Annotated in this window: 24 protein-coding genes; 15 read left to right on the forward strand and 9 right to left on the reverse strand. The window is 69.5% G+C overall.

Annotated features, from left to right (window positions below; translation table 11 throughout):
* Positions 1 to 2: 2 nt before the first annotated feature.
* Positions 3 to 473 carry an SMI1/KNR4 family protein gene (locus D7X96_RS03755; protein WP_306449558.1) on the forward strand — a complete coding sequence of 157 codons (471 nt, stop codon included), beginning with the start codon at positions 3 to 5 and terminating at the stop codon, positions 471 to 473.
* Between the two features lie 15 nt (positions 474 to 488).
* On the opposite strand, the gene D7X96_RS03760 is transcribed toward D7X96_RS03755, so the two are convergent.
* Complete coding sequence (locus D7X96_RS03760; RefSeq protein WP_120547225.1) at positions 489 to 1,346, reverse strand: SDR family oxidoreductase; 858 nt, start codon at positions 1,344 to 1,346, stop codon at positions 489 to 491.
* A 110-nt stretch (positions 1,347 to 1,456) separates the two neighbouring features.
* Here D7X96_RS03760 and D7X96_RS03765 point away from each other — a divergent pair, with 110 nt between their 5' ends.
* The 3 genes from D7X96_RS03765 (at position 1,457) to D7X96_RS03775 (ending at position 3,977) form a co-directional block, all read left to right on the forward strand.
* Positions 1,457 to 1,867, forward strand: coding sequence for a winged helix-turn-helix transcriptional regulator (locus tag D7X96_RS03765; RefSeq protein WP_121769002.1), 411 nt, complete (start codon positions 1,457 to 1,459; stop codon positions 1,865 to 1,867).
* Positions 1,868 to 1,993: 126 nt separating this feature from the next.
* Positions 1,994 to 3,187: a GNAT family N-acetyltransferase gene (locus D7X96_RS03770; RefSeq protein WP_121769003.1), complete on the forward strand. Its 1,194-nt coding sequence runs from the start codon at positions 1,994 to 1,996 to the stop codon at positions 3,185 to 3,187.
* A gap of 94 nt (positions 3,188 to 3,281) precedes the next feature.
* Positions 3,282 to 3,977: a suppressor of fused domain protein gene (locus D7X96_RS03775; protein ID WP_120547222.1), complete on the forward strand. Its 696-nt coding sequence runs from the start codon at positions 3,282 to 3,284 to the stop codon at positions 3,975 to 3,977.
* Between the two features lie 25 nt (positions 3,978 to 4,002).
* Here D7X96_RS03775 and D7X96_RS03780 read toward each other — a convergent pair whose 3' ends face one another.
* Entirely contained in the window at positions 4,003 to 6,021 is a 2,019-nt protein-coding gene (locus tag D7X96_RS03780) for an ATP-binding protein (protein WP_120547221.1), read from the reverse strand.
* Positions 6,022 to 6,218: 197 nt separating this feature from the next.
* Between D7X96_RS03780 and D7X96_RS03785 the strand changes: the two genes are divergently transcribed.
* On the forward strand, positions 6,219 to 7,289 hold the full coding sequence (locus D7X96_RS03785) for a dipeptide epimerase (protein WP_120547220.1): 1,071 nt from the start codon (positions 6,219 to 6,221) through the stop codon (positions 7,287 to 7,289).
* Between the two features lie 6 nt (positions 7,290 to 7,295).
* On the opposite strand, the gene D7X96_RS03790 is transcribed toward D7X96_RS03785, so the two are convergent.
* The gene (locus D7X96_RS03790; RefSeq protein WP_121723952.1) at positions 7,296 to 8,477 is read right to left on the reverse strand and encodes a S41 family peptidase; all 1,182 of its coding nucleotides are present in this window, start codon (positions 8,475 to 8,477) and stop codon (positions 7,296 to 7,298) included.
* A 123-nt stretch (positions 8,478 to 8,600) separates the two neighbouring features.
* Here D7X96_RS03790 and D7X96_RS03795 point away from each other — a divergent pair, with 123 nt between their 5' ends.
* Positions 8,601 to 9,230: a response regulator transcription factor gene (locus D7X96_RS03795; RefSeq protein ID WP_121723951.1), complete on the forward strand. Its 630-nt coding sequence runs from the start codon at positions 8,601 to 8,603 to the stop codon at positions 9,228 to 9,230.
* Here the strand turns inward: D7X96_RS03795 and D7X96_RS03800 are convergent.
* Genes D7X96_RS03800 through D7X96_RS03810 form a run of 3 tightly spaced genes read right to left on the reverse strand, consistent with a single transcriptional unit; the run spans position 9,227 to position 11,231 of the window.
* Positions 9,227 to 9,655 (reverse strand): type II toxin-antitoxin system death-on-curing family toxin, encoded by a 429-nt coding sequence (locus D7X96_RS03800; protein WP_120547217.1) that lies wholly within the window; start codon positions 9,653 to 9,655, stop codon positions 9,227 to 9,229. The genes D7X96_RS03795 and D7X96_RS03800 overlap by 4 nt on opposite strands.
* The gene (locus tag D7X96_RS03805) at positions 9,652 to 9,939 is read right to left on the reverse strand and encodes a hypothetical protein (protein WP_147468221.1); all 288 of its coding nucleotides are present in this window, start codon (positions 9,937 to 9,939) and stop codon (positions 9,652 to 9,654) included. The genes D7X96_RS03800 and D7X96_RS03805 overlap by 4 nt, the downstream gene beginning before the upstream one ends.
* 14 nt (positions 9,940 to 9,953) lie before the next feature.
* On the reverse strand, positions 9,954 to 11,231 hold the full coding sequence (locus tag D7X96_RS03810; protein WP_121723949.1) for a hypothetical protein: 1,278 nt from the start codon (positions 11,229 to 11,231) through the stop codon (positions 9,954 to 9,956).
* A gap of 60 nt (positions 11,232 to 11,291) precedes the next feature.
* Here D7X96_RS03810 and D7X96_RS03815 point away from each other — a divergent pair, with 60 nt between their 5' ends.
* The 7 genes from D7X96_RS03815 to D7X96_RS03845 all read left to right on the forward strand — a co-directional run bounded on the left by D7X96_RS03815 (position 11,292) and on the right by D7X96_RS03845 (position 20,475).
* The gene (locus D7X96_RS03815; protein WP_121769005.1) at positions 11,292 to 12,836 is read left to right on the forward strand and encodes a MoxR family ATPase; all 1,545 of its coding nucleotides are present in this window, start codon (positions 11,292 to 11,294) and stop codon (positions 12,834 to 12,836) included.
* Positions 12,833 to 13,660 (forward strand): hypothetical protein, encoded by an 828-nt coding sequence (locus tag D7X96_RS03820; RefSeq protein ID WP_208647260.1) that lies wholly within the window; start codon positions 12,833 to 12,835, stop codon positions 13,658 to 13,660. Before D7X96_RS03815 ends, D7X96_RS03820 begins: the two co-directional genes overlap by 4 nt.
* Positions 13,657 to 15,354 (forward strand): vWA domain-containing protein, encoded by a 1,698-nt coding sequence (locus tag D7X96_RS03825; protein ID WP_120547211.1) that lies wholly within the window; start codon positions 13,657 to 13,659, stop codon positions 15,352 to 15,354. Before D7X96_RS03820 ends, D7X96_RS03825 begins: the two co-directional genes overlap by 4 nt.
* The gene (locus tag D7X96_RS03830) at positions 15,351 to 15,917 is read left to right on the forward strand and encodes a hypothetical protein (protein ID WP_233609959.1); all 567 of its coding nucleotides are present in this window, start codon (positions 15,351 to 15,353) and stop codon (positions 15,915 to 15,917) included. Before D7X96_RS03825 ends, D7X96_RS03830 begins: the two co-directional genes overlap by 4 nt.
* Positions 15,914 to 17,212 carry an AMP-binding protein gene (locus tag D7X96_RS03835; protein ID WP_121723945.1) on the forward strand — a complete coding sequence of 433 codons (1,299 nt, stop codon included), beginning with the start codon at positions 15,914 to 15,916 and terminating at the stop codon, positions 17,210 to 17,212. The genes D7X96_RS03830 and D7X96_RS03835 overlap by 4 nt, the downstream gene beginning before the upstream one ends.
* A gap of 86 nt (positions 17,213 to 17,298) precedes the next feature.
* On the forward strand, positions 17,299 to 18,309 hold the full coding sequence (locus D7X96_RS03840; RefSeq protein WP_121769007.1) for an aldo/keto reductase: 1,011 nt from the start codon (positions 17,299 to 17,301) through the stop codon (positions 18,307 to 18,309).
* A gap of 36 nt (positions 18,310 to 18,345) precedes the next feature.
* Positions 18,346 to 20,475 (forward strand): sensor histidine kinase, encoded by a 2,130-nt coding sequence (locus tag D7X96_RS03845; RefSeq protein ID WP_121769008.1) that lies wholly within the window; start codon positions 18,346 to 18,348, stop codon positions 20,473 to 20,475.
* Here the strand turns inward: D7X96_RS03845 and D7X96_RS03850 are convergent, their stop codons facing one another.
* Both D7X96_RS03850 and D7X96_RS03855 read right to left on the reverse strand, forming a co-directional pair.
* Positions 20,476 to 21,270 (reverse strand): radical SAM protein, encoded by a 795-nt coding sequence (locus tag D7X96_RS03850; RefSeq protein ID WP_121769009.1) that lies wholly within the window; start codon positions 21,268 to 21,270, stop codon positions 20,476 to 20,478.
* Positions 21,271 to 21,297: 27 nt separating this feature from the next.
* The gene (locus D7X96_RS03855; RefSeq protein ID WP_208647261.1) at positions 21,298 to 23,085 is read right to left on the reverse strand and encodes a DEAD/DEAH box helicase; all 1,788 of its coding nucleotides are present in this window, start codon (positions 23,083 to 23,085) and stop codon (positions 21,298 to 21,300) included.
* Between the two features lie 109 nt (positions 23,086 to 23,194).
* Between D7X96_RS03855 and D7X96_RS03860 the strand changes: the two genes are divergently transcribed.
* The gene (locus D7X96_RS03860; RefSeq protein ID WP_121769010.1) at positions 23,195 to 23,575 is read left to right on the forward strand and encodes an ATP-binding protein; all 381 of its coding nucleotides are present in this window, start codon (positions 23,195 to 23,197) and stop codon (positions 23,573 to 23,575) included.
* On the opposite strand, the gene D7X96_RS03865 is transcribed toward D7X96_RS03860, so the two are convergent.
* Positions 23,572 to 24,903, reverse strand: a complete 1,332-nt coding sequence (locus D7X96_RS03865; protein ID WP_121725693.1) for an IS4 family transposase — start codon at positions 24,901 to 24,903, stop codon at positions 23,572 to 23,574. The genes D7X96_RS03860 and D7X96_RS03865 overlap by 4 nt on opposite strands.
* Positions 24,904 to 25,162: 259 nt before the next feature.
* Here D7X96_RS03865 and D7X96_RS03870 point away from each other — a divergent pair, with 259 nt between their 5' ends.
* On the forward strand, positions 25,163 to 26,080 hold the full coding sequence (locus D7X96_RS03870) for an AAA family ATPase (RefSeq protein WP_158626545.1): 918 nt from the start codon (positions 25,163 to 25,165) through the stop codon (positions 26,078 to 26,080).
* Positions 26,081 to 26,151: the final 71 nt, after the last annotated feature.

The raw sequence follows: 26,151 nt of genomic DNA on the forward strand, positions 1-26,151 counted from the left end.
GGGTGACGTCCACGAACATGCAGCGGCTGCTGGCCGAAATCTCCGCCCACCACTTCCCCAATCCTCCCGCCACACCCGACCAGCTCGCCGCCTTCGAGGCGCGCGTTGGCTGGGAGCTGGATGAGGAGCTGCGCGCCTTCTACCTGCACTGCGATGGCGCGGCCCTCTTCCAGCCTTTCCCAGACACGAACTACCACCTGCTGCCCCTCGATCAGATCCGCAGGGCCCGAGTGGCCATGCGCCCGGGAGACGACGACCGGTTTGGCCCTGCGTCCTGGTTCACGCTAGTGGACCTCCAGGACTCCGACTACGTCATCCTGGACGTCGCTCATCCGGTGAACGGCCGGTACCCGCTCCTCGACGCGTACCACGAGACCTTCCCCGAAGGCGTGCGCCCCATTGCCGCCTCCTTCGGCGACTTCCTGGAGAAGGCGCTCACCAGCGCCGATACCCACTTCTGGCTGAACGGGTGAGCGCTCCGCCAGAACTCACCCCTGCTTCAACGCCGCGCCAATCGCCTTCCCGAACGGCGCCGTGGGCCGGCCAATCAGCCGGCTCAGCGTGCGGCTCGTGTCGTTCAGCTCCCCGCGCGACAGGCCCGCGTCCGCGTCCGCCAGCGTGTCCGCGAAGGGCTTGGGCACGCCCACCTGCTGCAGCGCCGCGGAGTACTCCGCCACCGGCAGGTCCACGTACTTCACCGGCTTGCCGGACTGGCGCGACAGCTCCGCCACGTACTCCGGCAGGCTGAAGCTGGAGTCCCCCGCCAGCTCGTACACCTGGTTCTCGTGGCCCGTGCCCGTCAGCACCGCCACCGCCGCGTCCGCGTACTCCTCGCGCGTCGCCGTGGCCACCCGGCCCTCCTTCGCGCTGCCCTGCACCACGCCGTACTGCAGTGCCGGCCCGATGTGCTCCGTGTAGTTCTCCACGTACCAGCCGTTGCGCAGGAACACGTACGGCAGGCCCGACGCGCGGATGGCCTCCTCCGTCGCCTTGTGCTCGCCCGCCAGCGACAGGCCGCTCCGGTCCGCGAACAGGATGCTCGTGTAGGCCAGGAGCTTCACGCCCGCCTTCTTCGCCGCCTCAATCACCGCCGAGTGCTGCGGGAAGCGCTTGCCCACCTCGTTCGCCGAGATGAGCAGCACTGTGTCCCCCTTCGAGAACACCCCGTTCAGCGTCTCCGGCCGGTCGTAGTCCACCTGGCGCACCTGCACGCCCCTCGCCGCCCAGGCCTTCGCCTTGTCCGGGTTGCGCACCGCCACCGCCACCTGGTTCGCCGGCACCTTCTTCAGCAACCCCTCGACGACGTACTGCCCCAGCTTCCCCGTGGCTCCCGTGACAACGAACATGGCTCCGCCCTTTCCTGAACCCGCGCTCCAGGCGCGAAATCGGACTGGGGCTTACCGTAACGGGGGTACTCACTTTTCGTAAGTACGCACCCCATGGTAAGTGTCCCGTCATGAAGGCACGCAAGGGCAGTCCATTGCTGGAGAAGGTGAAGCAGCGCGGGGACCTGTACGCGCCCATGTGTCCCTCGCGCGGCGTCCTGGAGCACGTCACCAGCCAGTGGGGCGTGCTGGTGCTCGTCGCGCTCAAGGAAGAAGGCACCCACCGCTTCAGCGAGCTGCGCCGCAAGGTGGGCGGGGTCAGCGAGAAGATGCTCGCCCAGACGCTCCAGGCCCTGGAGCAGGACGGCTTCGTGCACCGCGAGGCCCACCCCGTGATTCCCCCGCACGTGGACTACAGCCTCACGCCCCTGGGTGAAGAGGTCGCCGTCCACGTGGAGGCGCTCACCACCTGGATTGAAGACAACGTGGCCCGGGTGATGGCCGCCCGGAACAAGGCCTCGCCCCGCAAGAAGGCCTCCTGAGCCGGCCTCCTGAGCCGGCCTCCTGAGCCGGCCTCCTGAGCCGCCCCGGGCGGGCCTGCCTGCCCGGGTGCCCTCCAGCGGGACGAACGGGAGCGAAGGAGACAGGCCCGCGTTAAGACTGCTCCCGTGCCCGCCGACACCCCGCTCCAGGTCCGCATTCTCGATGCCATCCGCGATGTCCCGGCCGCCCAATGGGATGCCCTGGTCGCCGGCGGCGCGCCCCCCTTCGTGCGCCACGCGTGGCTGTCCGCCATGGAGGAGAGCGGCAGCGCCACCGAGGACACCGGCTGGGCCCCGCACCACCTGACGCTGTGGCGCGGAAAGAAGCTGGTCGCCGCCGCGCCCGCCTACCTCAAGTTCCACAGCATGGGCGAGTACATCTACGACTTCGGCTGGGCCAACGCCGCCGCCCAGCTGGGCGTGGAGTACTACCCGAAGCTCCTCGTCGGCGGCCCCCTGTCCCCCGCCACCGTGCCGCGCTTCCTCACCGCCCCGGGAGAAGACGCCGCTGCCTTGCGCCGGGCCCTCCTGGAGGCCGCCGTCCAGACGGCCCAGGAGCAGGACTGCTCCGGCGTGCACGTGCTCTACCCCACGGACGAGGAGGCGGACTTCCTGGAGGAGGCCGGGCTCGCGCGCCGGATCACCCTCCAGTTCCATTGGAAGAACCCGGGCTACAAGAGCTACGACGACTACCTGGCCCGCTTCGACTCCAAGCGCCGCAACCAGCTCAAGCGCGAGCGCGGCGCCGCGGCCACCCAGGGCATCCAGCTGCGCACCGTGCGTGGGGCGGACCTGACGCCGGAGCACGCCCTGCGCGCGTACACCTTCTACACGTCCACCTGCGAGCGCCACTCCTGGGGCCAGGTGCAGCTCACCCCGGGCTTCTTCGAGCGCGTCTTCCGCGACCTGCCCGGCACCGTGGAGATGGTGGAGGCGGTGAAGGACGGGAAGGTCATCGCCGGGGCCTTCAACCTGGCCACGCCGGAGCGGCTGTACGGCCGCTACTGGGGCTGCACGGAGGAGCACCCCTTCCTGCACTTCAACGTCTGCCTGTATCACTCCGTGGACGACTGCATCCGCGCCGGCCGCAAGGTCTTCGAGCCCGGCGCCGGCGGCGAGCACAAGGTGTCCCGCGGCTTCGAGCCCACCGCCGTGCACAGCGCCCACCTGATTTTCGACAAACGCCTGGACAAGGCCGTGCGCGGCTTCCTGCGCATGGAGCGCCTGCGGCTGGCCCCGGCCGTGGAGGAGGCGGAGCGCATCTGCGGCCTCAAGCCGTGGGCCCCCGCCACAACAGCCCCCGGGTCCACCGGAACCTGAAAACCTGAACGTCTGTCCGCCAGCCCACCGGCCGGTGGCCGTCCGTGCTCGGTTCAAGTTGTGAAATCGGGGTGAACCTCTAGAGTCCGCCCCCATGAAAGTCCCGGAGACAGAGGAAGACTTCATCCAGTGGTACGAAGACTGCTGGGCGGACCGCGACGAGGTGGAGTACCCCAAGCTGTTCGGCGCCATCCGCGAGGAGGTGGACCTCCTTGAGGGCACCGGCGTGCTGGAGGGGTGGCTGGAGAGCGAGCTGGCCCAGGGTACGGAGATGGATCCGAACTGGCTGCCCATGGGCGTGCGCGTGGCGCCTCCCAGCCCGGAGCACCCGTATTGGACCTACGTCACCAGCGGCCTGTCCAACCCCTTCACGGTGGCCCCCGGCGAGGAGCTGGCGGACGACGCCCGCAGCGGCCTGGGCTACGAGATGGTCATCCACACGCCCGAGGAGGAGCGCTGGCCCATCCTGCGCCTCCTGGACATGATGGCCTACAACCTCGTGTGCGCGCGGCTGTTCGCCATGGGGCACCGCTACCCGGTGGACGGCACGCTCACCGGCAGTGAGACGAAGCTCTCGGGCTTCGTCTTCGTGAAGGACGCCAACCGCCCCAGCCACTTCACCCTGCCCAGCGGCCAGGTGGAGCTGCTCACGCTGGTGGGCGTGACGAAGAACGAGATGGCCTTCGCGCGCTCCAACGGCATGGACAGCCTGCTGAAGCGGCTGGCCGACCCCGCGAACCCCACCACCGCGTACATCACGCGGCCGGAGCGCGACGAGGTGAAGCTGTAGCCGCACCGCCTCTCGCCGCCGTGCGCTACCCGGTGCGCGGCGGCGAGGACTCCACCAGCGAGTGCAGCAGGCCCGGCTCGAAGGGCTTCTCGATGCGCGGCAGCGGCACGGCCTGCAGGAAGGCGCGGGCGCGCTCCGTGAAGCTGCCCCCCGTCATGAACACGAAGCGCGACAGCAGCTCCGGCCTGCGCCGGGACAGCTCCGCGTGCACGTCCATGCCGGTGAGGTCCGCCATCATCAGGTCGCAGAAGACGCGGTCGAAGGCGTCGTCCTGCTCCAGCAGCGTCAGCGCCTCCCGGCCGCTGTGCGCCACCACCACGTCATGCTGCCGGCCCAGGATGCGCCGGAGCACCGAGGTGAGCTGAGGCTCGTCGTCCACCACCAGCACGCGCTTGCGCAAGGCCCCCTCCCGCGGCCGCACCACGGGGCCCGCCGGATGCTGAACGATGGGCTCCACGCAGGGCAGCCGCACCTGGAAGGTGCTGCCCAGGCCGGGGATGCTGGTGGCCGTCAGCTCGCCGTGCATGCTGCGGACAAGCCCCAGGCAGATGGACAGCCCCAGGCCGCTGCCCTCGCCCACGGGGCGCGTGGTGAAGAACGGCTCGAAGGCGCGCTGGAGCACCTCCGGCGTCATGCCCAGGCCGGTGTCGGACACCTCCACCAGCACCCACGCGCCCTCGCGGCGGGTGGTGACCGTCACGCGGTGGCGGTCGAAGGCGCCCACGGGGATGGCGTGCGCGGCGTTGATGAGCAGGTGCAGGAACACCTGCCCCAGGCGCGCCTCGTGCGCCAGCGCGGGCGGCACCTGGCCGAAGTGGCGCTCCACCTGGGCGCGGCTGCGCAGGTGGGTCATCGCCATGGAGATGCCGAACTCCAGCGCCGCGTGCACGTCCACCGGCCCCAGGCGCAGCTCGTCCGCGCGGGCGAAGGTCTGCAGGTCGCGCACGATGACGCGGATGCGCTCCGCCCCTTCTTTCGCCTCGCGCAGCGCGTCCAGCGCCTCACCCAGTGCGTCCTGGAGCCCAGGGAGCCCAGGAAGGAGCCCAGGAAGCGCGGGGTTGCGGGTCAGCGGCGTCAGCTGCTCCACCGCGAACTGGAGGTTGCCGCTGACGTAGGACAGGGGGTTGTTGATTTCGTGGCCCACGCCCGCGGCCAGCTGGCCCGCCATGGCCAGCTTCTCCGACTGCACCAGCCGCTCGCGCGCGGCCATGAGTTCGTGCGTGCGGCGCTGGGCCAGGGCCTCCGCCTCCAGGCGGCCGGTGTGCTCGCGGGCGAGCAGCGCGTCGCGCTCCGCCTGCACGCGCTTCTTGTCGGTGATGTCGCGCGCGTAGGTGGAGATGTTGCGGCCGCTGGACCAGGCGTGCACCTCGTGCCAGCGGTCGCGCCCGGTGCGCAGCTCGACCAGGCGGTAGCTCTCCTCGGCGGCCACCTCGCGCAGCGTGCGCTCGAAGGGGGTGCCGCACAATTCCGGGCACGCGTCCCACAGCACGCGGCGGAAGAGCTCTTCCTGAGAGCGGCCGGTGAGCGCGGCGGCGTTGTGGTTCACGTAGGTGAGGCGCCAGTCCGCGTCCAGGGTGAAGAAGGCGTCCGGCATGCTCTCCAGCACGTCGCGCACCCAGTCCAGCGTCTCTCGCAGCCCCTCCTCCACCCGCTGGGCGCTGGTGATGTCACGAAGGCGCAACAGCACCCCGTCGCGCAGCGGCACCGCGGTGCCCTGCAGCAGCACGGCCCCTTCGCTGAAGTGGTCCGCGTGCGGACGGCCGGACTCCACCACCTGGCGCAGCAGGTCCAGGCGCCCGGCGATGCCGTCCTTCGACGACACTTCACCCAGGCGCCGGCCGCGCAGGTACTCCGGGTCCCGGCCCAGCGCGCGCGACGCGGCGGGGTTCGCCCACAGCCACTCGAAGTCCAGGATGGCCCCCCCCGGCGAGCGCACGGCGCGGAGCACCATGCATGCCTCGGGGTGCTCCCGCTCGGCCTCCTCCAGCGCGGCCAGGAGCGCGTCCGGGAGCGGGAGGACCACGGTCGTCTCGGTCGCCGACATCCTGCTCCTCGCAGCCCCGGCACTGCGCACCCCCCGGGGAGCCCGCATGTCGCCACGAATCGCACGGCGGCTCAAGCCAGCCCAAGTCTTCGTATCTTTCTTAACCTTCTCGAATTACAGACACGTAAGAGTGAAAGCGGGAAGGATGGGAAAGACTCCCCTCCGGACCGGGACGTCGGCCACACTCCTGCCTGCCCATGCGCCCTACCTTCATCACGCACGTTTCCTTCGAAGCCCTGCACCTGTCCCTGACGGAGCCCTTCGCCATCGCCACCGGCGCGCAGCTGGCGGCGGAGAACGTGCTTGTCCGCGTGACGCTCGCGGACGGCACGGTGGGGTTGGGCGAAGCGGCGCCCTTCACGGCGGTCAGCGGAGAGACGCAAGCCAGCACGCTCGCCTCCCTGGAGCCGGTGCGCGAGCTGCTGGTGGGCCGCGACGCCCAGGAGTGGCGGCCGGCGTCGGAGGCGCTGGGGGACGCGCTCGCGCTGGCGCCCGCCGCGCGGTGTGGCGTGGAGATCGCGCTCCTGGACGCGCTCACGCGGCACCACCGCATCCCCATGTACGCCTTCTTCGGCGGGGCGGGGACGGCGCTGGACGTGGACATGACGGTCACCGCCGGAGACCTGGCGCACGCGGTGGCGTCCACGCGGGCCATCCTGGGGCGGGGCATCGACACGCTGAAGGTGAAGGTCGGCGCGCTGGACCCGGACGCGGACGCGGCGCGGCTGGTGGCCATCCACCAGGAGGCCCCGAAGGCGCGGCTCATCGCGGACGCGAACGGGGGCTACGACGTGGCGGAGGCGCTGGCGTTCCTCAAGGAGCTGGAGCGCGCGGAGGTGCCGCTGTCGCTGTTCGAGCAGCCGGTGGCGGACGTGGCGGGGCTCGCGGAGGTGACGCGCCGCTCGCGGGTGTCGGTGTGCGCGGATGAATCAGCGCGCTCGGTGAAGGACGTGCTGCGGCTCATCCGGGAGAACGCCTGCCACGGCATCAACATCAAGACGATGAAGTGCGGGATGGTGGACGCGGTGACCATGTGGAGCCTCGCTCGCGCCGCGGGGCTGGAGCTGATGGTGGGCGGCATGGTGGAGAGCGTGCTGGCGATGACCGCGTCCGCGCACCTGGCGGCGGGCCTGGGCGGCTTCACCTACGCGGACCTGGACACGCCGCTGTTCATCGCGGACCACCCGTTCCAGGGCGGCGGCCGGTACACGGGCGGGCGGCTGACGCTGGACCCGGACGCGCCGGGGCACGGCGTCACGCTGCGCTGACGGAGGTCAGCCCTTCACCTGGGAGGCGGCCACGTCCAGCGCCCTCTCCTTCCGCGGATCCGCGCCGCCCGCGTACGGCAGCGCGTCCGGGACCTCCACGTCCACGGGGACACCCACGCCCTCCAGCCGCTCGCCATCCACCGTCACGTCCATGACGGCGAGGTAGAGCAGGTCCCCGTTGGACAGCTTCTGTGGCCCGCCGGCCAGCACCGCGCCCGCGGTCCTTTCGCCCACGAGCGTCGCCAGCCGGTGGCGCTTCATGGCGAAGGCCACCAGCTCCTTGCCGCTGCGCGAGTTGCCGTTGACGAGCAGCACCACCGGCTTGCGCCAGGACAGCGCGGAGGGATGCGGCTTGCCGTCGCGGCCGGTGTTGACGAGGAGCGAGACCTGCGGGTTGAAGAGGTTGATGAAGGCCGGGCTGCAGCCGCCCCAGCCGTCGCGGAAGTCGATGACGAGCGCGTCCGCGTCCGCGAAGGTGTCCTGGAGCGCCTCCTCCAGGGCCTGCTGGTACGCCTCGCCCGCGCACGCGTAGACGTGCTGGTAGGCGACGCGGCGGCCCTGGCGTTCCACGACCTGGCTGCTGGCCTTCTGGACCGCGAGCCATTCCTTGCGCGGGTTCATGCGGCGGGGCGTGACGGTGAGGGTCAGGGGTGCGGCGCCCTTCACGCGCTCCACGGTGAGGCGCGTGGCCCGGCCCGCGCGGTTCCTGAAGGCGTGCCAGGGATGGAAGGGCCTGCCCTCCACGGTGACGAGCCGGTCCCCGCGCAGGAGGCCCGCCTTCGCGCCGGGGCCGTCCGCGAAGACGTGGCGGACGAAGAAGCCGTCCGGGGTCTCCCGCACGTCCACGCCGATGCCGGTGGCCGTGATGTCCTCCTGCTTGAGGTAGGTCTGGAAGATGGAGGTCACCGCCGCGTGGGCGGGGCTCTCCTTCGGGTAGTAGGCCGTGTGGGAGGCCTTCAGCTCCGCGAGCGCCGCGTTCGTGCGCCGGGTGAAGTCCTCCAGGTCCTTCGCGCCGGCGGCGTAGCCCTGGTGCGCGTCGGCCCAGGCGGCGCCCTTCGCCGCGTCGACGAAGCGGGTGCGCACGAGGGTGACGATCTCCTCGCCGCGCTTGGCATAGGGGCTCGCCGCCTGAGCGCTGCCCGCGAGGAGCAGTACCGCCACCCACCACCGCGCTGTCCGGATCGTCATGGCGTGCCCCTCCCGGGCGGACTTCACGATTCTTCACAGGAGCGCGCCCCCGAGGGAAGCGACGGCGTTCTGGCGCCGCGCGGTGTGGCGAACGCGGCGGGCGCGGTTAGGGATGAGGGGCTCATGTTGGATGCGCCCTCGTCATCGCCCAGGCTCGCGCTCGTGTCGGAGGACCCCCTGGCCCGGGGTGCGCTCGCACGGGCGCTGAGCGACCAGGCGGAAGGTTGGACGGTGGTGGCGGCGGGCACGCAGGTGGAGCTGGAGTCGGCGCGGGGCGAGCCGCCGGACGTGGTGCTCTGGGACACGGGCCTGCGGCTGGAGGAGGGCGCGGCGCCGGACCTGGGCGCGCCGGTGCTGGCGCTGGTGGCGGACGAAGCGGCGGGAGAGCTGGCGCTGGGCGCGGGCGCGAGGGGCCTGCTGTTCCGCGACGTGGCACCGGGGATGCTGGGGGCCGCGCTGCACGCGGTGGCGCGAGGCCTCACGGTGTTCGAGCCGGGCCTGTCCCACGTGCGCGCCGCGCCGAGGAGCACGGCGCCGTCGGGAGCGCCAGGGCCGGACACGCTGACGCCGCGCGAGCGCGAGGTGCTGGGCCTGCTGGCGGAGGGCCTGTCGAACAAGGCCATCGCGGACCGGCTGGACATCAGCGAGCACACCGCGAAGTTCCACGTGAACGCGGTGCTGGCCAAGCTGGGCGTGCAGCGCCGCACGGAAGCCGTGGTGCGCGCGGCACGGCTGGGACTGGTGACGCTCTAGGTGCCGACGCGCAGCTCGCGCAGGTGCTCGACCACCCAGAGGTATACCGGTTCGACGTCCTTGAACCGGTTGTTGGAGATGGCCATCACCAGCGCTTCCGCTTCATCGATGGTCGCGTCCACCTCCAGGCCCATGCAGGCCAGGGCCTCGCACATGGCGAGCCAGGAGATGCGCTTGTTCCCATCCACGAAGACCTGCTTCGTCGCGATGTAGAAGAGCAGGTAGACGGCGAACAGCAGCCCCGGGACCGCTTCCGGTGGAGCGCCGTACTCCTCCGCGGTCCAGGCCGCGCCCAGGGTCGCGCCAGGGCCCAGCGCATCGCGGACGCCCAATCTTCCGCCGTGCGCGGCGATGCCCTTGGCCTGCAATTCCTGGAGCCGGGTCAGGCCACAAAACCGGTCATACGGCTGCGCGTCGTCGCTCACTGGGCCAGCCTCCGGAGCAGTTCACTCCATTTGCGCAGGGCGTGCGCGTCGCGTTCCCCGGCGGGAGGCACCGGAACGTCGGCACCCTTCTGACGGATCCAGATGAGCCGGGGACTGGGGCTCATGACGACCATCGCGGAGACCTCTCGTAAGCCAGAGGCCCGCGCCACCTGCTCCGCCGTGGCGGTCACGGCGAGGTCCCTGCCGTCCGGGAGCGCGATGCGGAGCTCCGGTGTGCTCGACACGATGACACCGTGAATCACTTCCAGATGAGGCAAAGCCACGGGTACCTCGCTGTTCAGGGTGTGACGAGGGCGCTCAGACTCTTCCATTCATCGTCCAGGGCGGCCTGAACCCAGTCGCGATGGAGTGACGGCAGGGGCCATGTGTCGACCTGGAGCGAAGTCGTGGCCTGGTGCACGGCCCGGACATGTTCGAGGTCCCGGGTCGCCTGGGCGAGCTTCGCCGCGTCCTCCATCAACTCCGCGCCCTGCCGCATCTGGCTGAGCCCCACCAGGCGATCAATCAACGCCGGGCCCGCTGCGATGCGCTCGCCCAGGGTGTACACGGCCTGGCCCAATCGGATCCGCTCTTCGTGGGAGAGGCGCTCCCTCGTCGCCTCCACCCGCTTCTTCAGGATCAACGTCACATCCAGGACCTGCGAAGCCGTGGCTGCCTGGAAGAGGCGGATGGCCGGCGGAGTGATGCCCGTGGATTCGAGGCGTTGTTTCGCGGCGTCCCCCGCCTGGCCCAGCGTCAGGCTCCGGTAACGCGGGAGGGCCGCGATCCGCTCCAGCGCCTGGAGGTCCGCTGACGTGAGCGGCGCGTCCTTCGCGGACTCCCCCAGCAGCAGGAGCAGCGGTCCTTCGGATTCGCTCGCTCCGGCGGCGATGGGCTCAAGCTTGCGCCGCAACGTCTCGCGAGCCTGACGCCTCACATCCGCGAGCGCGTCCTCACCGGAACGGGCCTGGAAGTACTCATAAGCAGCGAGCAGCAGGTTCGGGTCCTTCAGCTCGGACACATGGGCCGCGAGCCACTGCCGCTGCGCATCCGAAGCAGTGTCCGCCAGCATCGCGGTGAAGCGGATCTCCGGAGACTGGGTTCGCTCCCACACCGCCCCGACGAAGGACGTTTCTTCTGAACGAGGCGCCGGAAATGACGCCGACTCCTTGAGGTCCGGGCGTCCCGCGCGATTCCACGCCTGGATCAGCGCCTCCCGCCAGCCCGGTACCGGCGTCTGGCGGCGCGCTTCAACGAGCGCCGCGAGCACCGCGATCTCCGGCGCGTCGGGCCTCGTCGCCTGAAGGAGGGACACGGCCTGGTCGGCTTCGTCCAGCGCGCCCAGCTCCAGCAGCACGCAGGTCTGCACCTTCAGCGCGCCCGGATGCTGGGGAGAATCCTTCAGGACCTCGGCCAGCTCCTTGCGGGCCCGGGCCAGCTCCCCGGCCCAGGCATGGGTCGCGGCCTGCTCCACCTGTGCATCGGCGCGCTTCCGGAGGGCCTCGGGGCTCCGGCACGCCACGCCGGTCAGGAGCAGGCCCAGGGACAGCAGGTATCGGTATCCACGCGGGAGCATGCGAGCAGCCTACGCCTGCTCCCCGCCCTTACGCTCGCGCTGCTACACTCCCGCTCCTCCATGGCCAACCAGGATTGGGTCTCGCGCCTGCTCACCGGGCGTGCGTCGGCGGACAAGGGCCTCAGCGTCCACCTCTCCGAGCGCGACGGCGGCAGCCTCCACGACAAGATGCGGCAGGCGTATTGGTGGATCACCAACAACGCCGTCATCTGCCCCTACTACGACATCGAGTTCGGCGGCACCGCCGCGCTCAAGAACACCGCCGGAGACGAGGTCCACCTCCCCGAGGACATGAGCTACAGCTCCTTCGTCCTCATCCCGCTGCTCACCCTCTTCACCTGCCGCCGCGCCCTGCTCGTGGGCGGCCCGGGCCGCGGAAAAACCACGTCCGCCATCCTCATGGCCCTGCTCTCCGGCATGGGCCGCGAGGACGTCCACCGGGGCATCCAGCGCGGCCACCCGCAGCTGTCCATCGCGGACCTGCTCGGCGCGCCCCTGCCCTCCGACATGCTCAAGGCGGAGGACCTGTCCGCCGTGAAGGTCAGCTGGCGCAAGTGGATCACCCAGCGCGTCAAGATTGTCGACGAGTACAACCGCATCCCCACCAAGACCCAGTCCGCCCTGCTGTCGCTGCTGGGCGAGGGCTACGCGGAGATGATGGACCAGTACGTCTACACCGGCCGCTCGTCCTGGTTCCTCACCGCCAACGACGACCAGGGCGGCGGCACGTTCCAGGTCATCGAAGCGCTCAAGGACCGCCTGGACGTCGTCGTGCGCGCCGTGCCCTTCAACTCCGGCTTCGTGGACACGCTGCTCCAGCGCATCGAGTCCGACAAGTCCCCGGAGGAGCTGCTGCCCAAGGACATCGTCTTCACGCCCGGCGAGCTGGAGAAGGCCTACAACGCCATCCTCGCCGTGGAGGTGCCCAGGGGCGTGCTGGAGCGCGTGGCCTTCTTCCTGGGCCAGCTGGACTTCTGCCGCATGGCGTCCCCGCGCTTCGAGTTCAAGCACAAGGACACGCTGAAGCTGGCCGGCCAGACCGTGTCCGCCGTGTGCAACGAACAGTGCCCGCTGGACAAGAAGGTGCACCTCTGCACGCAGACGGAGAACGGCACCAGCGTGCGCGCGTACCAGACCATCCTCCACTTCGCGAAGGCGCTCGCGTTCTTCCGGGGCCACCGCGTGACGGAACTGGAGGACTTCCGGCAGATCATCCCCTGGGTGCTGCACGAGAAGCTCACCCCCAACGCGCGCAGCCCCTTCTTCGAAGCCAAGGGCAACAAGCTGCTGCTCCAGGACCGCGTGGCGTGGATCCGCAACATGTTCGACATGGCCATGGCCCGCTACGGCACGCACGCGCCCGTGCGCCAGAAGGTCGCGGCCCTGCGCGCGGAGCTGGACCTGGGCCTGTCCGGCGTGGACCTGCGCACCACGGAGAAGCGCCTGTCCGCCGTGACCGTGCTGATGAATGAACTGATGACCCGCCAGGAGCTGTCCGGTCCGGTGTACGAGGACCTCATCCACTTGAAGTCCCTCTACAGCCGCTACCGCAACTACGCGACGTGGCTGAAGGAGAACCCGGGCGGTCAGGGGCAACAGCCATGAGCGAATTCGTCGACGACCTGGAGAAGGAGGCCCGCGGCCGGTTCGTGCGCTGGGACCGCGCGCTGTGGGACGAGTTCCTCAAGGGCCACGGGGTCCGCATGGGCCGGGCGCTCACGCGCGGTGACGCCGCGGCGGGAGAGGCGATCCTGCGCGACTACCTGCGGCTGGGCGCCGAGGGCATCGGCCTGGGCTACCTGTATCCGGTGTCCGCTGGCAGGGAGAACTTCTTCACGCTCGCGTGGACGGACCTGCTGCCGCGCCTGCTGCCGGACCTGCGCCGGGAGGAGCAGGCCCCGGCGCTCGCGCGCATGTGGAACCTGGGCGAGAACCTGGAGTCCGCGCCCCCCTGGGTGCAGCGGCTGTTCTGCCGCCTGGGCTCGAGCCTGTCCTCGCTGGAGGACCTGGAGGGCCACCTGCACACCATCGCCAACGAGGCCATGGAGCCGCCCACCCAGCCGCTGGGCGACACGTCCACCGCGCACTGGGTGGACCTGTCCCAGGAGGACGCGCGCTTCATGCCCGGGGAGATGCACTTCCTGGCGCCCGCCGTCATCTGCGTGCACGACCGGCACCGCGCCACCGCCGCCGGCGGACGCGACGCGGCCACCCAGGGCGTGTGGCTGGCGAAGAAGCCCATCCTGCTGGGGCCCATGGGCTGCAACGAGCGGCTGGCGCCCTCCACGGAAAAGCCCCCCAAGGCGCTCACCTCGCTGGCGCAGCGCGACCCGCGCGCGGGGGACTGGTACAGCACCCAGCACAACACATGGCGCGCGGTGGCCACGATGCACACGTCCCAGTGGCTGGCGGTCATCCTCCCGGCATGAGCGCGGGCGCGGCCTTCACCCCGGAGGAGGTGGAGCGGTGCTGGCGCGACGCGCTGGCGCTGTGGGACGTGCACGTGCAACTGAGCCCGCCCGAACCGCACCAGCCCTTCCGGCCCGGAGAGGCCACGCCGGATGAACCGCTCGCGTACATCGACCTGGTGCGCCGGCAGGTGTTCGTCCACTTCGACCTGCTGACCCGCATGGGCGCGCGCGGCAGCCTCACCGCCGTGCTGGCCCACGAGATTGGCCACCACGTGCGCTTCCCGCACACGCTGGGCTGGGACGCGGAGCTGCGCGTGCTGGAGCAGCGCCTCATCCCTGGCCTGCGCCAGTCGCTCACCAACCTCTTCTTCGACCTCCAGGTGAACGAGTTCGTGGGGCGCACCCACGCCGAAGCCCTGTGCCAGGTGTACCAGGGCTTCCTGCGCACGCCCGACGGGCGCAAGCGGAACAAGAAGAAGGACGCGGACACGGCGGGCCCGTCACCGCTGTTCTGCTTCTACCTGGCCATCTACGAAGAGCTGTGGCGCCGCGAGCCCGGACACCTGGTGCCCAAGGCCCTGCTGCCGAAGCTGGAGGAGGCCTACCCGGGCTTCCGCGCGCAGGCGCGCATGTTCGTGCAGACGTTCTACGCGCTGCACGACGGACGGCTGCAATTCCTCTACTTCTGCGCCGCGTTCATCCGCTTCATCGACCTGCCCTCCGAAGTGGGCTTCCGCATCCCGCTGGCCGGCGACCTGGGCGTCCCGGACGAGGCGGACCTGGACGCGGCGGTGCAGTCCGGCGGCCGGTGGGAGGACGCGCTGAACGAGGCCCGCGCGAACGGGTGGCTGGACGACTCGCACGACACGAAGGAGCCGGAGCCGCTGGAGGCCATCCGCCGCGCGACGGCGCACCTGCCCGGCAACGACGGCGGCAGGCTGCGGCGGGCGCTGGTGGGCCGGTACTACCGGCGGCTGGTGGACCGGTACATCCTCAAGCTGCCCGCGTCGCCATCCAGGCCGGAGCCCTACCTGCGCACGATTCCGGAGGCGTGGGAGTACGGCGACGACCCGACCACCATCGACTGGACGCTCACGGTGATGGCACAGGGGCACCTGGCCGCCGTGAACCCGCTGCGCCGCGAGCTGGAGGCGGACCTGCCGCCGCCGTCGGACCTGGGCGTGCCCGCGCTGGAAATCTACCTGGACACCAGCGGCTCCATGCCCAACCCGCAGCAGGACCTCAACGCGATGACGCTGGCCGCGCAGGTGCTGTCCGCCTCCGCGCTGCGCAAGGGCGCCACGGTGCGCGGCATCATCTACTCGGCGGACAACCCCGTCGTGTCCCCGTGGATGTACGACGAGGAGACCGCGCGCGACTTCTTCCTGCACTACATCGGCGGGGGGACTTATTTCCCGGTGGAGCTGATGGACGCGCTGTCCCAGGAGCGGCCGGACGCGCTGCGCGTCGTCATCTCCGACAGCGACTTCCTCCACAACATGCGGCAGGAGGGCGCGCTGCCGCGCTTTGTCCGAGGGATGAACCGGTCGCGCCGGGTGGTGGCCTTCCTCGCGCTGCCGGATGACGGCCCCGCGCGGCAGGTGCTGGCGCCGGTGCTGGGCAGCCCGCGCTTCCGGCTGGCGACCGTGCAATGGATGTCTGACTTTGGCCGTGCCGCCGCGGCACTGGCCGATGCCCTGTTGGAGAAATGATGGCGGTCTCGATTCCCCACCTCCGTGAGCAGCTGGCGGCCATGCCCATCCTGTCGCCGTATCCGCACGACCTGGCGGTGGCCATCGTCTGCGACACCTTCCGCATGGCCAGCCAGCGGCCCCCGTCCCAGCCCGAATGGGCGAAGCTGGAGCAGCGCGTGAAGAACCCACTGTTCCACGAACAGGTGGGCATGCTCGCGCACGTGCTGCTGGTGTCCGACCTGCGCAAGAAGACGGTGCTCCACCTCACCCCGGACCGCACCCCGCAGGCGCGCCTGCAGCAGTTCTTCGAGGAGGTGCACCCGCTCACCGCGGAGATGATCCGCTCCAACGTCTTCCGCCAGGAGGAGTTCCTGCGCAAGTGGGTGGCGGCCATGGGCGCGGACATCGAAGGCGAGACGGAGGCCGAGTCCAAGCACCGCCTCAAGGAGCTGGACTACAGGCAGGCCGTGACGGACCTGCGCAAGGTGGAGAATGCGCGCAAGAAGGAGGCGGACCGGCGCAAGGAGCTGCTCCAGGAGGCCCAGCGCAAGGAAGCCGAGGCACGGGGCTGGCGCGAGTGACGCTCGGGGTCGCGCCCAGGGCCCGCATCCGCCGCGACAGCCACACGCAGCGCCCGCACCTGCCGTGGGCGCTGGACGTGGCGGCGGGCCTCCAGCGCGGCTCGTCCATGGTGGACGAAGCCGCCGCCCGCGCGGAGCTGGAAGCGCGCCTGCCGGCGTTGCGCGAAGCGCTGTGGGGTTCGCCCTACTACGTGCGCGTGCTGCGCGAGTCGGGCCTGCACCCGAACGACCTGCGGCGCCTGGAGGACCTGCGGCACTTCCCCGCGCTGGACCGCGGCACGCTCGCGCGCCACTGGGAGGACGTGCCCACGCTGCCCGCCACGTCCGACGAGTGCGTGGTGGTGAAGAGCTCCGGCACCACCGGCGACCCGGTGAACGTGCTGCGCGACCGGCGCGACTGCCTGCTCATGTGGGCCGTGCTGCGCTTCTTCACGGAGCGCACCGGCACCGTGCCCCCGCCGCGTCCGCGCGTGGTGCTGCTGGACGCGCTGCCGGGCGGGCTGGAGTACTCCGTGCGCCTGCCGCTGTTCCACGACGGCGCCCTGCACCGCGTCTCCGTGCTGCGCGATGACGCGGTGGCGCGCCTGACGCGGGTGAAGGCCTCGGTCGTCTTCTCCGACCCGGAGGGGCTGCGCTGGCTGCTGGCGCACCCGGAGGTGCCCTCCCCCCGGCTGGTGCTCACCTCCGCGCAGCACCTGCCGCACGCGCTGCGAGATGCGTGGCGGCAGGAGCGCGGCGCGCCGGTGCTCAACTACTACGCCGCCACGGAGACGGGGCCGCTCGCGTGGGAGTGCCTTGAGGACGCGAACCAGGGCCGCTTCCACGTGCTCACGCCGGACGTCTGGCTGGAGCCGGACGGGGATGAGGTCGTGGTGACGCGGCTGCGCCCCAGCGTGCTGCCGCTGTTGCGCTACCGGCCCGGCGACACCGGCACCGTGCGGCGCGACGCGTGCGCCTGCGGCTTCCACGGCTGGACGCTGACGGGCTTTGGCGGACGCGGGGCCTGCGCATTCCACACGCCCTCCGGCCGCGCGGTGGACGCCTGGTCGCTGGCGTGGGTGTTCAAGCACCACCCGCTGCGCGCGTTCCGGCTGACGCAGGTGGCGCGTGAGCACTTCACGCTGGAGCTTTCGGGCGCGCCCCCGGACAGCGTGGCGGCGCTGTGCGGACGGCTCACCGCGGCGCTGCGCAACCTGGGATGGAGCGCGCCGGAGGTGCAGGTACTGGGGGCGGAAGGGCTGGCGCCGGCCGCCAAGCCGCTCCCCTTCCGTTGCGAGCTGCCGCCTGCGGGATGAGCCGGGCCTTCCCCCGGCCGTTTGCCCTGGATTCCCACGCCTCGCGTGAGGATTGTCCCAGGGACTCGCACCCGCACGGAGGACACATGGAGACTCGGAAGCTGGGCAGGCAGGGCCTCACCGTTTCGGCGCTGGGCCTGGGCTGCATGGGCATGTCGGACTTCTACGCGGGCCGTGACGACGCGGAGTCGGAGGCCACGCTGCTCCACGCGCTGGAGCGGGGCATCACCTTCTTCGACACGGCGGACGCCTACGGCCCCGGCCGCAACGAGGAGCTGGTGGGCCGCGTGCTGGGTCCCCACCGCCAGCGCATCGTGCTGGCCACGAAGTTCGGCCTCGTGCGCGACCCGGCGAATCCCCAGTCGCGCGGCGTCAACGGCCGGCCGGACTACGTGAAGCAGGCGTGCGACGCGAGCCTCAAGCGCCTGGGAATGGACGTCATCGACCTCTACTACCTGCACCGCGTGGATCCGAAGACGCCCATCGAGGACACCGTGGGCGCGATGGGGGAGCTGGTGAAGGCCGGCAAGGTGCGCTTCCTGGGGCTGTCGGAGGTGAACTCGGAGACGCTGCGCCGCGCGTGCGCCGTGCACCCCATCACCGCGCTCCAGTCGGAGTACTCGCTGTGGAGCCGCGACCCGGAGGACGGCGTCCTCCAGACGTGCCGTGAGCTGGGCGTGGGCTTCGTCCCCTACAGCCCGCTGGGCCGGGGCTTCCTCACCGGCCAGTTCAAGCGCTTCGAGGACCTGCCGGAGGACGACTACCGCCGCCACTCGCCGCGCTTCCAGGGGGAGAACTTCCAGCGCAACCTGAAGCTGGTGGAGCACATCGACCGGCTCGCGCGGCAGAAGCAGTGCACCCCCGCGCAGCTCGCGCTCGCCTGGGTGCTGTCGCGCGGGCAGGACGTGGTGCCCATCCCCGGCACCAAGCGCCGCAAGTACCTGGATGACAACCTGGGCGCCGTGGACGTGAAGCTCACGGAGAAGGACCTGGCGGACATCGAAGCCATCGCGCCGCCGGGCGTGGCCTCGGGCGAGCGCTACCCCACCGCCATGCAGGGCTTCCTCCAGACGGACACCCGGAAGGAGGCACGCTGACGTCCGGGCCCCTGGCCCGTCCGCCCTGCGCTTCGCATGACCGCGCCCGCTCCGTCCCTGCCGCCGCACCCGCCGGCGCCCTCCTCCTCGCCGCCTCCGCGCACACCGGAGTCCCTTCCGAAGGAGGAGGGCTCCACGCTGCTGAGCTACGCGCTGGCGGTGACGGCGGTCGTGGTGGCGCTCCTGGCCCAGCGGCTCTTGTGGCCCTACATGGCCAGCGGGCCGTTCCTGGCCTTCTTCGCCGCCGTGGCGTTCGCGGGCTGGCGGGGAGGCTGGGGGCCGGGGCTGGTGGCGACGGCCCTGTCGCTGTTGATGGTGGACTACTTCTTCCTGTCCCCGCTGGGGAACTGGATGATCCACCCGGGCAACGTCATCGCGCTGGCCTTCTTCCTGGCGCTCTCGCTGTTCGTGACGCTGCTCAACGTGCGCCTGCGCCGGGCCAACGCGGACCGCGCGGACCTGCTGGAGCGCGAGCGCGCCTCCCGCGCCGCCGCCGAGTACGAGCGCATGCGGCTGCACGAGCTGTTCACGCACGCGCCCGCGCACCTGGTCATCTTCCGCGGGCCCCAGCACGTCTTCGAGCTGTCCAACCCCCTCAACGCCACGCTGCTGAACAACCCGCCACAACTGCTGGGCCTGCCCGTGCGCGAGGTGGGGCCAAGGCGGGAGGCCGAGCGCGTGGCCCGCATCCTCGACCGCGTCTATGCGACGGGGGAGCCCTTCGTGGGGCGGGAGGTGTCCCTCAAGCTGCCGCAGCCGGATGGCTCCGTGCGCGAGTCCATCTTCGACGTCACGTACACGCCCACGCACGACACGCACGGGAACGTGGACGGCATCGCGGGCTTCGGCTTCGACGTGACGGACCTGGTGCGCGCGCGCGCCCGGGCGGAGCGGCTGGCGCGCGAGCTGTCGCACAACGAAGAGCACCTGCGGCTGCTGGCGGGGGCCAGCTCCTTCCTGGCCACGTCGCTGGACTACAAGGCCACGCTGCGCAACGTGGTGCGCCTGGCGGTCCCCACGCTGGCGGACTGGTGCCTCATCGACAGCGCGCTGGAGGACGGCACCTTCCAGCGCATGGAGGTGGAGCACGCGGCCACGGAGCCGGAAGCGTTCGCGGAGCCGCTGCGGTCCCGCACGACGTACGAGTCGGGCCTCCCCAAGCTGGCCGGCGCGGCCCCGCTGTTCCACGGCCAGCCCTTCTTCATCGAGGACTTCAACGACGAGCTCCTTCCCCAGATAACGAGCGACCCGGAGCGCATCGCGCTGCTCAAGGAGCTGCGCGTCCGCTCGCTGGTGGTGGTGCCGCTGGTGGTCGGGGAGCGTTCGCTGGGGCTGCTCAGCTTCGTCACCACGCACCGCTCCGGGCGGGTCTACACGCGCGCGGACCTGCCCTTCCTCCAGGAGCTGGCCAACCGCGCCGCGCTCTCCCTGGAGAACGCGCGGCTGTACCGCGAGGCGCGAGAGGCGGTGCGCCTGCGCGACGAGTTCCTGTCCATCGCGAGCCACGAGCTGAAGACGCCGCTCACGCCGCTCAACCTCAAGCTCCAGGCGCTGCGGCGCGAGCTGGACCGCAACCCGGGCCCGGTGCCGCGCGAGCTGGTGGAGCGCTACCTGGACGTGGGCTCGCGGCAGATGAAGAAGCTGGCGGAGCTGGTGAACGACCTGCTGGACGTGTCGCGCATCGCCGCGGGCCGGCTGTCGCTGGAGTGCGTGTCCATGGACCTGGTGGAGCTGGTGCGCGACGTGGTGGCCGCCTACGAGGGCCCCGCCGCGCGCTCCGGCTCCGTGCTCCAGCTGGAGGGCACGGACGCCGTGATGATGGGCACGTGGGACCGGGCGCGCCTGGAGCAGGTGGTGGTGAACCTGGTGGACAACGCCATCAAGTACGGCCAGGGGCGCCCCATCCACGTCCGGCTGGAGACGCGCGACGGGAAGGCGGCGCTGACGGTGCGGGACCAGGGCATCGGCATCTCAGAAGAGTCCCTGCCGCGCCTCTTCGGCCGCTTCGAGCGCGCGGTGAGTGACCGGCACTACGGCGGCCTGGGCCTGGGGCTCTACATCACCCGCACGCTGGTGGAGGCCATGGGCGGCACGGTGCGCGTGGAGAGCCGCCTGGGCCAGGGCTCCATCTTCACCGTGGAGCTGCCCCTGCAAGCACCACGCTGATCAGGAAGCGGCGCGGGCGCGAGGCAGCTGCGCGTGGGGTTCCCAGGGACCGCTGGAGCCCAGGCAGTGGCGGCAGGTGGCCAGCGGCACGTCGCGTTCCAGATAGGTCAGCAGGCGCGTGAGGAGGTCCGGGTCGTCGAGCGGAACACCGTCGTCCCTGGCGAGCGCGGGCAGGTGCGGGTGCTGGGCGGCGAGGACGGTGGCGACGTGGGGCGGCCGGGTGCAGGTGTAGAAGCGGCCCTGGTGGACCAGGTGGCAGCGCTGCTTGAGCCAGCACTTCGCGAAGACGTCCTGGACCTCCGCGTCGGACGCGAGGGGCGCGTCCGGGGTGATGCGCTGGAAGCGGTCGATGGCCTTCACCGTGAGGTGGACACCGTGCTGGTCGCAGCGCTCGGTGATGCGGGCGATGGAGCGTTCAGGCAGGGGCGCGGACGTGTAGAACGACAGCGTCATCCGGTCGAGCCGTTCGTACACGGCGTCGGGGGCGCTCTGGGCGAGGAAGCCGTTGGTGGTGACGGACACCTGGTCGGTGATGCCGGACGCGCGCACCCCGTCCAGCACGGCGGGCAGGTCCGGGTGGAGGAAGGGCTCACCGCCGGTGAGCTTGAAGACGTTGGGCTTGAGCACACGCGACAGCCGGCGAAGGTCCTCGGCCAGCGCCTGGGGCGACACGGCCCACGCGGGCAGGTGCGGCGACAGGGGGCAGCACTGCGCGCAGCGCAGGTTGCAGTGCGTGGTGACGTGCGTCTCCAGGGACCAGGTGAGGACGCGGCTGTCGTGAAGCTCGTAGCGCACGGCGCGGGAGTCTAACCCTGATTGTCCTCAACTCACGGTGAGGACGAGTTGGTCCATCGCACGGGTCATCGCCACGTAGAGCAAGCGAGCTTCTTTCTTGGCATCGGGATGCTCGGCGGCTGGGCGCTTGAGGCGGGGAATGGCGACGACCGGGAACTCCAGCCCCTTGCTGGAGTGGAACGTCAGCACCTTCACGCTCGCCTCGGAGGACTTGAAGGCGGATTGGCCGGAGCCTTTGCCCACCCATTGCAGAGGAATGCCCATCCGGGTCAGCTGCTGGACGGCACGCTGCCCCATGTCCGCACTGCGATAGAGCAGCGCCATCTCATTCCAGGCGTGGCCTTCCGCGTGGAGTTGCTGGAAGCGGCCCGCGATGTAGCGCAGCTCTTCATACAGATTGGGCAATGCGACGATCTTCGGGACCGGTCCACGGCGACCCGCGGATTGGGGCTGGACCAGTGGGACACCATCCTCGTCCGCGTCGCTGGGCGTCAGCACCTCACGCGCGAAGTCGGCGGCGAACTGGAGGATGTCCGCGGTGTTGCGGTAGTTGAGTCGCAGGATGGTGGTACGTCCCTGCGCCTGGATGCCCACGCTCCGGAAGCTGAAGCGCTTGTGCGGGTAGATGGTCTGGGCGTCGTCGTAGAGCAGCAGGAGTGAGTTCGTGCTCGGATCCACCATCTGCGAGATGAGCTTGAACCACTCGGGCTGGAAGTCGTGTCCTTCGTCGATGAGCACGGCCCCGTATTGCGCCCGGGGAATGAGGCCGCGATCCACGGCGGCGATGACGCGCTGAACGAGCTGCTCGGAGAACTCATCGGACGACAGGCCCTGGGGTGGAAGTCCCGCATGGAAATGGCGGAGCTGGGCGTAGCACCAGGCATGAAAGGTCTGGATGACCACGTGCCCTGAAAGGCCCTGGGCCCGCAGCATCTGCTCCAGCCAGCCATAGAGCGGCTTCCCGAAACAGAGGACGAGAATCGGGCGGCGGAGCGTCCGGGCCAGTTGAAGACAGCGGTAGCCCAGGATCATCGTCTTGCCGGAGCCCGCGACCCCGTGGATGACACGGTGTCCCTCTCCCAGACTGCGAGCCAGCTGCTCCTGCTGGAGGTCCATGATGCGGATGAGGTCCGGGACCGAAAGCTCCAGTTCCGCCTGGACTGGCGCGGAACGGGCGAGCGGGCCACTGCCAACCCGCAGTTCAGGGAAGACGTGCCAGCGGATCCGGTCCAACTGCGGCAAGGAGATGGGTTGCGCAGGTGACCACGGGAACATGTCCCAGAGCCGCTTCTGGAACTGTTCGGGCTCAGCGTCCTCCGCCATCTCATCCCGGCAGATGACGCGAGAGGCAGGCAGCACATTCCCCAGGTGTCCCTCGTCGAACTGCTTCCGGGTGATGTTCGAGAGCACGACCCCGTGGCTCCAGGGCAGGACCAGGCGCCCCCGATATGGGCCCTCCGGACATACGAGCATCGGGTCACGCTGGAGCAGCGTCGCGATCTCCTGGGCGTAGAGACGAGACTGCTCGAAGGGATTGGCCACCTCCTTGAGACCCGTCGGCGTCATCAGGACCGCGCGCGTCTTGTCGATGTTCTGGAGGGTGTCGCGCTTCCAGTCCTTCACCTCGAGCACCAGCAGGCCCCGGCGCGGATGCAGGATGATGAAGTCCGGATGGTGCCCCGTTCCCCCGATGGGGACGTCGTACCAGAGCAGGTAGTCGTCCTCGAGCTTCTCCTCCAACCGGCGAGCAAACCGCTTCTCGCCGGCCTGCATCCGGCCGAGGCACTGGTTCAGGGAGGGAATCAGCGTCGCCATGCGGGAAGTCTGCCTCCAGGCTCCAAGGTGGACAACTCCACCTCGGCGCACCTGGACTCAGGGTTCCCATCCCTCCGTCCTCCGGGGTCCTGGTAGGGTGGCCCGGCCCATGACGAAACTGAGACGACTCAAGATTGATGAATTCCGGCACGTCGCCCCGGGCACGGAGCTTCACTTCCGTGATTCCCTCAATCTCCTCCTGGGCAAGAACGGCAGCGGAAAGACGACGCTGCTGAACCTCATCGTCATGGCGTTGCGCGGGGACTTCACTGCGCTTCTTGATGAGCCATTCCAGCTCGAATACGAACTGGAGGCAGGCCAGGATCAGATTGAAGTCCACCTGCGTAACACCCTCCAGCTTTCTCCGCTGGATTTGCCTCCGCTGAGCGGGCAAGGCCCTATCTGGGGAGACCCGGCGCTCACTCGAGCTTCATCGGATGTGCGCCCCTCCGTGTCTGGCGAAATCACCCTCTCAGGCCCATCCCTTTAAACATCTTGCTCGACGTAGTCGACGGTGCCGGCAGCGAGGACGCGTGATGTCGCGACCTGTCGGCGCACCTCGCTTCCTGGCGCGTAGCCCTTCTGCTTCCTTGGCTTCGGCCCGCGAGGGTGCTTGAAGAGCATCGCCGGGTCGACGTGCTTTGCCATTGTCACGAGCGTCCGGGCCAGCTGCACCGATGTCTTGCTTTCGTATGGCAGCCAGACTGCCTCCGGAAGGGCGGCCTTCATTCCGCCGTAGTACTCGCGCAACTCGGCCGCGATGTAGAAAGAGGAGATGGGCTTTTCCTTGCACACCGGATGCGCGGTCCGCACCGCCGCCTGCAATAGGGCCAACACGTCGTAGGCCACCAGTGCGACGCAGAATCCAAGCAGGGCGCCCCGAGGCGAGCCAAGGCTTTGCACCTCGCTCTCAAGGACAGACTCCAGGCGACCAAAAAGACATTCAATCCGCCAGCGCGTGCGGTACAGCCGTGCGAGCGTTGTGGCCCCCTTGCGGTCCGCCGGGACATTCGTCAGCAGCCGGATGACGGCTTCGCCGTCCTCAGTGGGCGTGTCGAGTTCAATCTCGATGCGCCGCAGTCGCAGCATGCCACCTGCTCCGTCTGGAATGGACACCGCCTGCTCGAAGACCGTCCCCGTTTCGATGCGCCCCACCTTCCGCCGCGGGCGCTCCTCGGTCGGTGAGGGATTGCGAGCATGCTCCCGCACGAGCAGGAAGGCGTCGTGCGCGGCGAAGGCCTGGAGAATCGAGCGCGTGCTGAATCCCCGGTCCGCCACCCAGAGGTGGCCTGGCTCGACGTGCGGCAGCAAGTGCTTCAGCAGCGAGCGCTCATGGTCATGCGCGTCCTCCCAGGGCAGCACGTCGGCCACCAGGTCCAGGTCCGGGTCATAAAGCACGAGGGATTGGCCTGGCATCGCAGCGCCCCGGAAGCCACGCAACGCAGAAAGGCGCTTGTCACTGGCTGGCAAGTCGTTGCCGTCCACGATGCGGACGGCCATCCCTTCGCACACCGCATCCCCCTGCTCCATTGCACAGCGCACCGGAGCCAACCTGGCGTACGCGCCACGCACCAGCGCCCGGAGGACCGCCGGCTCGGTCCGGTTCACCTTCTTGTAGAGCGCCTGCACCGAGACAGGCAGGCGATGCCGCTGCGCCGCCGCATGCAGCGAGGGGCGCAGGCCCAGCACCACCAAACTCATGCGGTCGACAACGTCGGAGAAGAGCAACTCGCGCTCATACTGTCGCCCCCGGTGCTCCTGGAACGCCGCATCTACCCACGCCGCGTCACAGGCTCGCTCAAGCACCACCCGGGCCATGACGGTGAGTGGACTCTCGGCAACGAAGCGCTTCACGATGGCATCGAACATGACGGTAGACCCCCAGTCCAAGAGTGGCCAAGGGGCCACCGTCCGCCCAGGGGACAGGGCGTGCCGATGGAGCAGCCCCTTGCAGCGCACACCTGCTCGCCAGCCAGCACGCCTCCACGCAGAGAACTGGTGCCGAAGATGTTTAAAGGGGTGCCTCTCAGGCCCCGAATTCACGCCACCCATCACCGCCAGCTTCAGAATAGAGCAAGTGCTCATCCGCACGCCTGAAAAAGTCCTCAAGGAAATCCCGGACTATTTCACCATCCCAAACGACACAGCGAGTCTTATAGACATCGTCTCGCACATTCAGACTGCAGACCTTAACGAGTTCTACGGACCTACAGCAACGCGGCTGCTGTCAATCTTCAGGGCCAACCATTCCGTCAATCGACTGGACGAATCGCTTGAACTCCTAACGGGAGCCACCTCCAACCCGCGCCTTTTTTCGGCGCGCAATATTCCGCCACTTGGGGAGCGCAAGGGAGGGCTTCTATTCTTTGGTAACAGTCCTGTTCCCATCCTCAAAGAAGCCCAGCTTCAGCTCCGCCGGTATCCGGATGCAGACGAGATCCGTCTCAGTACGGGAAATCACACCGCTGACTTCCTGAACAAGTTCATCCACCTCGTGGGGCTGGATGTCGCGAATGCCAAACTAGAACGAACAGCCCGCCGTCCCTTCGGATACGCAGAGGACATTGACTTCGGGAATATTCGCTTCGAGTTTTCCAGACCGGATAGAACCATCCTGTCCTATTCCCATCTCAGCTACGGGCAGAAACGGCTTCTGGCTTTCTACTACCAAATGGCTTTCAATCCATCTGTTGTTGTTGCCGACGAGCTTGTGAACGGCATGCATCACGAATGGATCGAGGCATGCCTGGAGGACTTGAATGGCCGGCAGGCCTTCCTGACCAGCCAGAACCCTCTGCTCCTGGATTACCTGTCATTTGACACAGCTGAAGAAGTCCAGTCCTGCTTTGTTCATTGTCGCAGCGAGGCGCAGGAAGATCGGACTCAGGTGACCTGGGAGAACATGTCCTCGGAGGAAGCCCAGGGCTTCTTCGATGCGTACCAGGTGGGCATCCAGCACGTCAGCGAAATCCTGCGTACTCGGGGGTTGTGGTGAGCCCGTCGCAGCCCGCCCTCTCTGTCCTTCTCTTGAGTGAAGACTCTGGGAGCGACGCTTTCGACACCCTT

This window comes from Corallococcus interemptor, from assembly GCF_003668875.1.
Taxonomy (GTDB): Bacteria; Myxococcota; Myxococcia; order Myxococcales; family Myxococcaceae; genus Corallococcus; species Corallococcus interemptor.

What these genes read in the sequence shown, in the direction of transcription:
- D7X96_RS03825 (WP_120547211.1), top strand. Translation starts at nt 13,657, where the DNA reads ATGAGCGCGGGCGCGGCCTTCACCCCGGAGGAGGTGGAGCGGTGCTGG.
- D7X96_RS03815 (WP_121769005.1), top strand. Translation starts at nt 11,292, where the DNA reads ATGGCCAACCAGGATTGGGTCTCGCGCCTGCTCACCGGGCGTGCGTCG.
- D7X96_RS03810 (WP_121723949.1), bottom strand. Translation starts at nt 11,231, where the DNA reads ATGCTCCCGCGTGGATACCGATACCTGCTGTCCCTGGGCCTGCTCCTG.
- D7X96_RS03790 (WP_121723952.1), bottom strand. Translation starts at nt 8,477, where the DNA reads ATGACGATCCGGACAGCGCGGTGGTGGGTGGCGGTACTGCTCCTCGCG.
- D7X96_RS03780 (WP_120547221.1), bottom strand. Translation starts at nt 6,021, where the DNA reads ATGTCGGCGACCGAGACGACCGTGGTCCTCCCGCTCCCGGACGCGCTC.
- D7X96_RS03860 (WP_121769010.1), top strand. Translation starts at nt 23,195, where the DNA reads ATGACGAAACTGAGACGACTCAAGATTGATGAATTCCGGCACGTCGCC.
- D7X96_RS03765 (WP_121769002.1), top strand. Translation starts at nt 1,457, where the DNA reads ATGAAGGCACGCAAGGGCAGTCCATTGCTGGAGAAGGTGAAGCAGCGC.
- D7X96_RS03775 (WP_120547222.1), top strand. Translation starts at nt 3,282, where the DNA reads ATGAAAGTCCCGGAGACAGAGGAAGACTTCATCCAGTGGTACGAAGAC.
- D7X96_RS03820 (WP_208647260.1), top strand. Translation starts at nt 12,833, where the DNA reads ATGAGCGAATTCGTCGACGACCTGGAGAAGGAGGCCCGCGGCCGGTTC.
- D7X96_RS03795 (WP_121723951.1), top strand. Translation starts at nt 8,601, where the DNA reads ATGTTGGATGCGCCCTCGTCATCGCCCAGGCTCGCGCTCGTGTCGGAG.
- D7X96_RS03785 (WP_120547220.1), top strand. Translation starts at nt 6,219, where the DNA reads ATGCGCCCTACCTTCATCACGCACGTTTCCTTCGAAGCCCTGCACCTG.
- D7X96_RS03865 (WP_121725693.1), bottom strand. Translation starts at nt 24,903, where the DNA reads ATGGCCCGGGTGGTGCTTGAGCGAGCCTGTGACGCGGCGTGGGTAGAT.
- D7X96_RS03840 (WP_121769007.1), top strand. Translation starts at nt 17,299, where the DNA reads ATGGAGACTCGGAAGCTGGGCAGGCAGGGCCTCACCGTTTCGGCGCTG.
- D7X96_RS03855 (WP_208647261.1), bottom strand. Translation starts at nt 23,085, where the DNA reads ATGGCGACGCTGATTCCCTCCCTGAACCAGTGCCTCGGCCGGATGCAG.
- D7X96_RS03845 (WP_121769008.1), top strand. Translation starts at nt 18,346, where the DNA reads ATGACCGCGCCCGCTCCGTCCCTGCCGCCGCACCCGCCGGCGCCCTCC.
- D7X96_RS03830 (WP_233609959.1), top strand. Translation starts at nt 15,351, where the DNA reads ATGATGGCGGTCTCGATTCCCCACCTCCGTGAGCAGCTGGCGGCCATG.
- D7X96_RS03760 (WP_120547225.1), bottom strand. Translation starts at nt 1,346, where the DNA reads ATGTTCGTTGTCACGGGAGCCACGGGGAAGCTGGGGCAGTACGTCGTC.